This is a genomic window from Caballeronia arationis, assembly GCF_001544975.2.
Lineage (GTDB): Bacteria > Pseudomonadota > Gammaproteobacteria > Burkholderiales > Burkholderiaceae > Caballeronia > Caballeronia arationis.
The window spans coordinates 1-1,369 of sequence record NZ_FCOG02000439.1 but is presented as its reverse complement, the minus strand read 5'-3'; the positions used below and the strand labels follow the sequence as shown (position 1 = coordinate 1,369).

At 60.0% G+C, this 1,369-nt stretch carries 1 protein-coding gene and 1 pseudogene; both read left to right on the top strand.

Annotated elements, in window-relative coordinates; genetic code table 11:
- Positions 1-588 (top strand): annotated as a pseudogene (locus tag AWB81_RS42975) (type II secretion system protein); the annotation flags it as partial.
- A gap of 11 nt (positions 589-599) precedes the next feature.
- Entirely contained in the window at positions 600-1,214 is a 615-nt protein-coding gene (locus AWB81_RS42970; RefSeq protein WP_087135623.1) for a type 4 pilus major pilin, read from the top strand.
- Positions 1,215-1,369: the final 155 nt, after the last annotated feature.

Below are 1,369 nucleotides of genomic sequence, written 5' to 3'. Positions count from 1 at the left end.
TATCACGTCGACACGTTCTGCTACGAGTACTGGTGGCTCACGCTCACGGCGATCATCGGCCTCGTGCTCGCTTACTTCTCGAGCCTGAAACGTTGGTCTGGGCCTCTTCGAGACAAGTTCGACCGCATGCCGCTGCTTTGGCGCAATCGCCGCGACCTCCGCGCGGCACTGCTTATCGTCTCGCTCGCGGGCCTCTTCGACTCCAATCTCACGCTGCGCGCCGCGCTCGACCGGCTCCTAAAGACGGCTGACCCGTGGCTGCGCTGGCATCTGAAAATCATGGATCGACGCTTGACGGCCCGGTCCGACGAGCCAATGCGCGCGCTCGACACTGGGATTTTCTCGGTGACGATCGTCGACACGATCACCGACGCTGCGGGCCGCGACCAGTTTGAAGCCGCTATCAAGAGTCTTGGCCGTAAGTCACTCGATCGCGTCGTTGAAGCAGTCAAGCGCAACGCCCGAATGACGCACTTCATGCTGCTCGGTTTTGCCGCCGCACTGTTCCTGACGCTTGGCATTGGCTCATACGTCGTGACGGGTGCCGTCAATCTCACATCGGGGAATCCCGCCGCATCTAGCTATTAAGGAAAAGCAAAATGACCAACGAAAACAACCAAGCAGTTCAGATCGACCCGATCAAAGAGCGCCGTGCGCGCCTCCTCAAGATCGCCCGTGCGAAGAAGCAGTCAGGCGAGTTGTCGATGATTGAAGCAGGGGCGGTGATGGCGGGTGCCGCGTTGCTCGCGCTGGCTGTGTACGCGGGCGGCAAGTACGTGCTCGATCTGATTCATGCGTCGCAGTTCAAGAGCGAAGCGCAGATGTTCCACACTGGCATCTTGAACGCGACGCAGAACGACGCCGATTTCTCCTCGGAGACGCTCACGGTCCTTGCGCAGAATCACGCCTTCGACTCGGCGGGTTCGCGCGTCGCATCGGACAAGTCGTCGGTCAAGGGCATGTTCAATGGCACCGTGACGGCTGCCGTTGGCACGCTCGTCACCTCCAACGACTCGTTGGTTGTCACGTATCCGGTGACCTCGACGGTTTGTTCGTTGAGTGCGGCCGCATTGGTCACTGTTTACACACAGGTGACGGTGAACGGGACGACGATCTTCTCGCCGACCACGACGTACAACCCGGCGACGGTCGCGACCGCCTGCGCGTCCAACGGCGCAATGGCGTCGATGGCGCTGTGGACCACTCGCACCTAATCGCGGGGCGCCGATATGGGAAGCATTCTTGAGATGTTGATCGTCCTGATCGGCACGGCCTTGCTGACGGTACAAGGAATCAAAGAAGACATTTCTGCCAAGCGCCAGAACCTGCTCCAGATCGAAGGGCAGAACATTGCGTCGATCAACTCGGC

Coding starts and splice junctions, on each gene's coding strand:
- AWB81_RS42970 (WP_087135623.1), top strand. CDS start 600: ATGACCAACGAAAACAACCAAGCAGTTCAGATCGACCCGATCAAAGAG.